The organism is Variovorax sp. P5_A3, from assembly GCF_056400665.1.
Map to the genome: position 1 here is coordinate 64,192 of NZ_JBFUKW010000028.1, position 7,414 is coordinate 71,605.

At 64.3% G+C, this 7,414-nt stretch carries 5 protein-coding genes and 1 pseudogene; 5 read left to right on the forward strand and 1 reads right to left on the reverse strand.

Translation table 11 applies throughout. The features are described 5' to 3' along the window. The first annotated feature begins 122 nt into the window (after positions 1-122). From AC1D3B_RS30555 to AC1D3B_RS30575, 5 genes and pseudogenes are all read left to right on the forward strand, one after another. Complete coding sequence (locus tag AC1D3B_RS30555) at positions 123-1,037, forward strand: LysR family transcriptional regulator (protein WP_478194426.1); 915 nt, start codon at positions 123-125, stop codon at positions 1,035-1,037. Positions 1,038-2,277: 1,240 nt separating this feature from the next. Next, positions 2,278-2,898 carry a UdgX family uracil-DNA binding protein gene (locus AC1D3B_RS30560; RefSeq protein WP_478194427.1) on the forward strand — a complete coding sequence of 207 codons (621 nt, stop codon included), beginning with the start codon at positions 2,278-2,280 and terminating at the stop codon, positions 2,896-2,898. 48 nt (positions 2,899-2,946) lie between these two features. Further along, positions 2,947-3,663 carry a chemotaxis protein CheB gene (locus tag AC1D3B_RS30565; RefSeq protein WP_478194428.1) on the forward strand — a complete coding sequence of 239 codons (717 nt, stop codon included), beginning with the start codon at positions 2,947-2,949 and terminating at the stop codon, positions 3,661-3,663. Then, positions 3,590-3,817: pseudogene (locus AC1D3B_RS30570) on the forward strand (CheR family methyltransferase); the annotation flags it as partial. The gene AC1D3B_RS30565 and the pseudogene AC1D3B_RS30570, both read left to right, overlap by 74 nt. Positions 3,818-3,917: 100 nt before the next feature. Continuing rightward, positions 3,918-6,503 (forward strand): ATP-binding protein, encoded by a 2,586-nt coding sequence (locus AC1D3B_RS30575; protein ID WP_478194429.1) that lies wholly within the window; start codon positions 3,918-3,920, stop codon positions 6,501-6,503. 499 nt (positions 6,504-7,002) lie between these two features. Here the strand turns inward: AC1D3B_RS30575 and AC1D3B_RS30580 are convergent. Beyond that, the coding region (locus AC1D3B_RS30580) for a hypothetical protein (protein WP_478194430.1) at positions 7,003-7,414 on the reverse strand (412 nt) is incomplete at its 5' end.

A 7,414-nucleotide genomic window follows, 5' to 3' on the forward strand; every position in this document is an offset into this window, starting at 1 on the left:
AGCGCGACAGTTGGGCGGACACGCCTGAGAGACCGATCCACTGGCGCGTCACTTCGCGCGCATGGCGTATGCGGCCGATCCTGCCGGCGGGTCTGACATCGTTCCCAGGTTTAAATACGGGGATGGACAAGCTCGATCAATATCGCGTCTTCGTGCAGGTGGCCGAAATGGGCAGCTTCATCAAGGCGGCTCATGCGCTGGAGTTGCCTCGCGCCACAGTGTCTGCCGCCATTCAGCAGCTTGAGGAGAAGGTCGATGCCCGCCTGTTGAACCGGACTACACGTCAAGTTCACCTGACGGCGGATGGCACGCAGTTGCTCGAGCGCTTGCGGCCGCTGTTGGCCGACGCCGAAGATGTCGAGCACCTGTTCCAAAGCAGCCAGCGACAGGTCGCCGGCCAACTGAGGATTGATGTGCCCAGCCGCATTGCCCGACGCCTCATCGCGCCGGCGCTGCCGGGCTTGCTGCGGCGTTATCCGCGGTTGCAGCTCATGCTCGGCTCAACCGACCGCGCTATTGACCTGATACAGGAAGGCGTGGATTGCGCGGTGCGCGTCGGAACCCTGCACGACAGCAGTCTGGTGGTCCGTCCCCTGGGGCATATTGCACTGGTCAACTGTGGCAGTCCGACCTATCTGCGAGAACACGGCGTACCGGAGACGCCGGAGGATCTGATGAAAGGGCATTGGGCGGTAGGCTACGCATCGCCTTCCAGCGGCCGGGAATTGCCATGGGAGCATCTGGACGGCTCGGGCCATGCGCAGGATATGGCGCTGCCCAGTCGCGTGATCGTGAACAATGCCGAAAACTATATCGCCAGCTGCCGCGCTGGCACCGGGCTGATCCAGATTCCCCGCTTCGATGTGCAGCATCTGCTGGACCGGGGTGAGTTGGTCGAGGTCATGCCGGCCCACCGTGCGGCCTCGATGCCGGTCTCGCTGCTGTACCCGCATCGGCGCCAGCGGTCACGACGTCTGGTCGCTTTCGTCGAGTGGTTTTCCCGATTGTTGGAGCCCCATCTCGAGGGCAAGGCATGAGGCCGATCTGCCAGGCGGTGCGCTGCTTCGGTCACGATGGTCTCCTCGGCCACACCGCAGTACGACACGTCAACCCGTCGAGTGGAAGCAGGCGTCGGTCCGTGCTGCTCTGACGTGGGCCAGTCCGCATGCGTGAGCGCTGAGAACCAGGACGTAGGCCAAGCGCTGTCGATCGGTGCCGACGTCTGCTGACTGACTGCGGCGACGCGCGCGAGCAGGCTGCTTGAATAACCACATCGGAGTTTGCCATGCCCGACGCTGATAAGACGTTCGGCGAAGCCAAGCGGCGGATAGTCGAGTCCCTCGCTGACCTTTCGCCCAAACCCACGAAGCGCGCGACGCACACAGATATGGCGCCGGCCCGCCCCAGGCCGACGGCGAAGGCGAGGGCCATAGGCGACTCCAAGGCCTAGATCAACGTGGGCGTCAAGGCCGTCGCCCCCGAGCGGTCCCGCTCTTCTCATGATGATCAGCTTTCGGCATCTTCAGTCACAAGTCCCTCGGAGATCGCGTGCACCGCGACCTTGGGTCCGCCGTGACCGTCCGCGGGGCACTTCCGGATTGGCGTTCTGGGCCCTTTTTCTTGCCGCGGCGCTCGCTTTCGCACAGCAGCCGGTGGACGTAGTGCCGCCATTGCAGCCGGCCGAAATCTCGAAGGGTTCACCTGAGCTGGCTCCGCCCGACGCAAAAGGGGCGTCCGTGTCCGGCGCTCCGCTTCTGCAAACCCACCCGAGTCCAGCCGCCGCCGCCAACGCGCAACGCGCTGCGCGCCAACCGGACTACCCAGGCCTTACCGAGCGCCAGGATCCTGGCTTCGCGGCCCCAGAGCCCCCCGCTCGGCCGAAAAGGGTCACCCCGCAGCAGCGCTCGTCGAGTCCAGCGCTGTCGCCCTGACGCCGGGCCAGTTCGGTGTTTCACGAGGACGGCAGTTCGCCAGTCGGCCCGATCGCGCTGGCCGATCCCGCCGGCCGCGTTGGCGAAAAAGGATGACGACGCGCCGTGCGGCCCGGCGCTAAGACACGGGGCTCCGACACCTACCCACTCCCACGAGGAAAGTCATGACCATCCATGTCAATGGATCGACGGCCTGGGCCGCGCATTCGACTCGGCTGCGGGGACACGCATATCCAGCCTCTCAGTGATCCCGTGCAGGTCATGGAGGCGATCGGCGTCCAGCATTCCGGAAAACTCGACCGGATTGTCGATCTCGCCTGCCGCGCCGCCCTGGAGCGCATCCCCGATGACGACACCTGAAGGGAAGCCACGCCGGCCGCGTTCGATCGAGGCCTTGCGCCAGGCCACCGACGCTTGTCGCGAATGCCCGTTGGGTGCTCTGGCGACCCAGTCGGTGATGGGCGAAGGCCCGCTGCGCGCGGTGCTGATGGTTGTGGGCGAGCAGCCTGGCGACAAGGAGGACTTGTCAGGACGGCCTTTCGTGGGACCAGCGGGAATGCTCTTTGACCGCGCCGTAGCCGAGCTGGGCTGGGACCGCCAGCGGCTCTACGTCACGAACGCGGTCAAGCACTTCAAGTACGAACTGCGCGGAAAGCGCCGCATGCACAAGACTCCGGCCCAGCGCGAGATCGATGCATGCAGGCACTGGCTCGAGGACGAGATCGCGCGCGTCAGGCCGGGCGCCTTCTTGGCACTGGGGGCGACTGCGGCACGGGCACTCCTGCAGCGGCCAGTGGCCGTGATGCGCGAGCGCGGTCGGTGGCATGCCGACGCTGCCGGACGGCGGGTGCTCGTCACCTTGCATCCGTCGGCGCGGTTGCGTGGCGACCCCGGGCAGCGTGAGGCCGCGTGGGCGGCCTGGCTCGAGGACCTGTCGCTGGCCTCGGGCCTTCTGTCTGGGCGCTGAGCACCATTCGATGAGGATGCGGACGATCGGGATCCTCGACTTCGGGTTTTGGAGGCCGAGTCCCGCACGCGGATGCTGGGCAATTGCGCGATCATTAGGTTCTTGCTGTTCCGGGACCAGATGACCACGCCTTCAGCCAACGCTTCCTCTGCCCGGGGCGATTCCAAGCTCACGCCAAGCTCGTTGAATTTCCCGGTCATCGGCATCGGCGCGTCGGCGGGTGGTCTGGAGGCTTTGATGAGCTTCTTCGAGAACGCACCGGCCCATTCGGGCATGGCCTTCGTGATCATTCTTCATCTCTCGCCCAAGCACGAGAGCAGCGCGGCGGAAATCCTGCAACGCGCCACCGCGATGAAGGTGACGCAGGTGACCGACCCGATGCCGGTGGAGGCGGACCACGTCTACGTCATCCCGCCAGCCGTGGACCTCACGATGAACGACGGCGACCTGCGCGTGTCCCGAGACGGAAGAACTCAGGGGGGACCGCATGTGGCAATCGACATCTTCTTCCGCACCCTCGCCGAGGTCCACAGGGAGCGGGCCGTCTGCATCGTCATGTCCGGCACGGGCAGCGATGGCGCCGTGGGCCTCACGCGCGTCAAGGAGATGGGCGGGATCACCATCGCGCAGTCGCCCGACGACGCCCAGGGTGGCCGGCTGCGCCACGGGCGAGGAGGCCTATTCGCTCAGCATGCTGCTGCGCGAACAGGTCGACGTGCAATCGAAGCTACTGGACCTCCAGATCTTCGCCACGGACATCGATGAGCGGGCGATCGCGACGGCGCGCAGGGGTGTCTACCCCGAAGGCATCGTCGAAGACGTCGCCCACACCCGCCTGCGGCAGTTCTTCAGCAGGGAGCAGAACCAGTACCGCGTGTCCAAGCCGGTGCGGGAACCTGTGCTCTTCGCTGTCCACAACCTGCTGCGGGACCCGCCTTTTTCGCGACTCGATCTCATCTGCTGCCGCAATCTGCTCATTGGCGGCCAACCGGCACCTTCCACTGATCGGCGACGCGCCGATGGAGCGATCTGCCGGAAGCATCGCCGCCGCCGAGCGACTCGCCAAGCATACCGAGCGGCCGAGCTTCATAGAACTGCATCAGCGCGCGCTCGAACAGTACGCGCCGCCGAGCGTGCTGATCGACAAGGACCATACGGTCCTGCATCTGGCCAATGGGGTCGGCCGCTTCCTCGAACGCCCGAGCGGCGAGCCGTCCGACAACCTGATGGTGAATGTCCGCGACGATCTCCGGCTCGAGTTGCGCACGGCGCTTTTCAAGGCCGCGCAATCGAAGCGCAGCGTCGAGACCCGGCTTCCCCAGAAACAGCACGATGGGCGACAGTTCTATCTCAACATCATCGTTCGACCCTTGCCCTCCGAATGGGCGGCCTCGCCCCTCACGCTGGTCGTCTTCGACGAGGTGGAGGAGAGCATGCGCCCCGGCGGCGGCGACCTCCCGGACTCGGCTCGGGCGCAACTCATCAGCCAACTGGAAGACGAGATCCGCCAGCTCAAGCTGCACCTGCAAGGCACCATCGAGGACGCTGAGACATCGACCGAGGAGCTGAAGGCGTCCAACGAAGAACTGCAGGCCATCAACGAGGAATTGCGCTCGGCGACCGAGGAGCTGGAGACGAGCAAGGAGGAACTTCAGTCCATGAACGAAGAGCTCGTCACGGTCAACTACGAGCTCAAAGTCAAGGTCGAGGAGCGCGGCCACATCAACGACGACCTGCAGAACCTGATCAGCTCCTCCGAGATCGCCACCGTGTTCGTCGATCGCGGCATGCGCGTCAAGCGCTACACGCCGTACGCGAGCCAGCTGTTCAACCTCATTCCTTCGGATCTCGGGCGCTCGCTGTTCGACATCACGAGCCAGCTCGACTATCCGGAGCTGGCCGAGGACACCGCCTCGGCCTTCAAGGACCTTCGCACCAGCGAGCGCCACGTCAAGTCAGTGGACGGCCGCCACTTCCTGGCCAGGATCTTGCCGTACCGCACCGCCGAGGACAGGATCGAAGGCGCGATCCTCAACTTCTTCGACATCACCGCGCTGCGCAAGGCCGAGGAGCGCGCCCGCGTCGGCGAAGAACAGCTGAAAGTGGTTGCCGCGACGACGCGGGATTTCGCGATCATCACGACGGATCCGCAGGGGCTCATCGCGAGCTGGAATGCCGGTGCCGAGCGCATCTTCGGCTTCAACGAAGCTGAGATGGTGGGAGAGCCCATTGCGAAGATCTTCACGGTGGAGGACCAGGCGAACGGCGTGCCCGAGCGCGAGATGCGCACGGCCGCGGAGACGGGGCGGTCGGAGGACGAACGCTGGCATCGACGCAAGGATGGCAGCCGATTCTTCTGCAGCGGTGTCATGACGCCGCTCGAAGGAAGCACGAGCCCGGGCTTTGCCAAGATCGCGCGAGACATGACGGGCACCAAGCGCCAGGAAATCGCGCAGGAGCACCGAATCTTCAAGGAGAAGAAGGCGAGCCTCACGGCGCAGATGGCCAACGAGCTCAAGGACAAGTTCCTGGCGGTGATGTCGCACGAGCTGAAGCAGCCGCTCAATCTCATCCAGATGAACGTGGAGTTGCTGACCCGCCTGCCGGCGACGGCGCAGCATCCGAAGATTCGGCAGATCGGCGAGACCATCAAGCGCGCCGTCGGCAGCCAGAGCCAGATCATCAACGACCTGCTGGACCTGTCGCGGATCAGGACCGGGAAGCTGCGGCTCAATCGCGTGGCGGTCGACGTAAGCGAGCTGGTCCAGAGTCTGGCCAACGCGGCAACGTCCAATATCCCGGGGAAGACCTTGCACCTCGAAGTGACGTGCGCGCCGCACATCACGTGTGTCGGTGACCGCACTCGCATCGAACAGATCGTCTGGAATCTGCTGAGCAATGCCGTCAAGTTCACGCCCGACGGTGGGCGCATCGCCGTCGCCGTCGATGAAGAGGGCGACCAGGCGCGGATTGCCGTCTCCGACACCGGCTGTGGCATCGCGCCGGAAAGTCTCACGCATGTGTTCGGCATGTTCAACCAGGGCGACACCGACGCCAACGCACGCGACGGTGGATTAGGCATCGGCCTGGCGCTGGTGCAGGAACTCGTCCTTGCGCACGGCGGGAAGGTCGAAGTCGAGTCTGCCGGCATTGGCCAAGGTTCGCAGTTCCGCGTCTGGCTGCCGCTGCATGGGTCTGCCGCCCCCACGGTCGCGCCGGTTGATTCGCCGGGCGAAATCGACTTCAGCAAGATGCGGGTTCTGGCAGTCGACGACCACATGGAAAGCCTTGAGCCCTTCGCCGAGGTGCTTCGGCTGGAGGGCGCCGTCGTCGATGTGGCCGGGAGCGCCAAGGCCGGGCTGGAGTTGCTCGCAACCAATCCCTACGACCTGCTGATCTCCGATCTCGGCATGCCCGAGATGGACGGTTACGAGTTCATCGCGGAGGTCCGTCGTCGCCCTGCGGTGAAAAGGATCGCCGCCCTGGCGATGTCTGGCTTCGGTCGACGGGCGGATGCGCGCCGCGCGCTGGAAGCCGGTTTCGATGCGCATGTGCCAAAGCCTGCCGGAATCGACGACATCAAGGCAGCGCTTCAAAAGCTATAGAAGAGGCGAGTTGTTCCAGCGACTGTTGCACACAGCATCCGGCGAGCGCTCTCGCAGCGAATGTCATGGCTATGGCCAACAGGAGTTTGTGCCTTGGAACATCGGCGTGCTCGTTTGAGTTCGCAGTCTTTCCCAAGATCCTGCTCGCTCGCACCACCGCTGTTCCCCGACTCAATGGTTGCCTCCAAAGCGAACAGAAGCGCACTACGCGCTTGAGGGACTGAGCCGTGCGCAAGCCGAAGGCGAGATTGCCGTTGCGTTGTGCGCACAGTTTCGGTCAGCTGGCACAGCGTCCGCGGCACCTCTAGTTCGGGGTTGGGCAAAGCATCCAACGTGAAACTCCATTCAAGGTGTGAATTTATTGTTACTAAAAGATTCATTAGGGAGCTGAAACGCTTCGCGTAACTGATTGTGTGAATTTCTTCCTGCGAAATTGAGTACCTACGTCTTAACGTCGAAAGTATTCAATTGCTCGGAAGAACATTCATGGATCGCGTTATTAAATTCGTCTGGAATTCATCAAAAGGCCATAGTGCTGTAGCGGCTGAACTGGCAACCGCCGTCGTGATGTCGGCAGCAACGGGCACCTCCAAGCTCGATTCCGAGCGCAACCCGCCTGGCCGTGCATGCGCGAAAGGGCTTCAGGCGTCCATTGCCCTAGCACTGCTCGCCTTTGCGGGAATCGCCTCGGCTGCGAACTGTGGCAACGACAAGGACGTAGGCAACGCAGGACATTGCAGCTCCCCCGCTCCTGCACCGGCTCCTGCACCGGCTCCTGCACCGGCTCCTGCACCGGCTCCTGCACCTGCACCTGCACCGGCACCGGCACCGGCACCGGCACCTGCTCCTGCTCCTGCTCCTGCTCCTGCTCCTGCTCCTGCACCGGCACCTGCTCCTGCACCCGCGCCCGC

Coding starts and splice junctions, on each gene's coding strand:
- AC1D3B_RS30555 (WP_478194426.1), top strand. CDS start 123: ATGGACAAGCTCGATCAATATCGCGTCTTCGTGCAGGTGGCCGAAATG.
- AC1D3B_RS30560 (WP_478194427.1), top strand. CDS start 2,278: ATGACGACACCTGAAGGGAAGCCACGCCGGCCGCGTTCGATCGAGGCC.
- AC1D3B_RS30575 (WP_478194429.1), top strand. CDS start 3,918: ATGGAGCGATCTGCCGGAAGCATCGCCGCCGCCGAGCGACTCGCCAAG.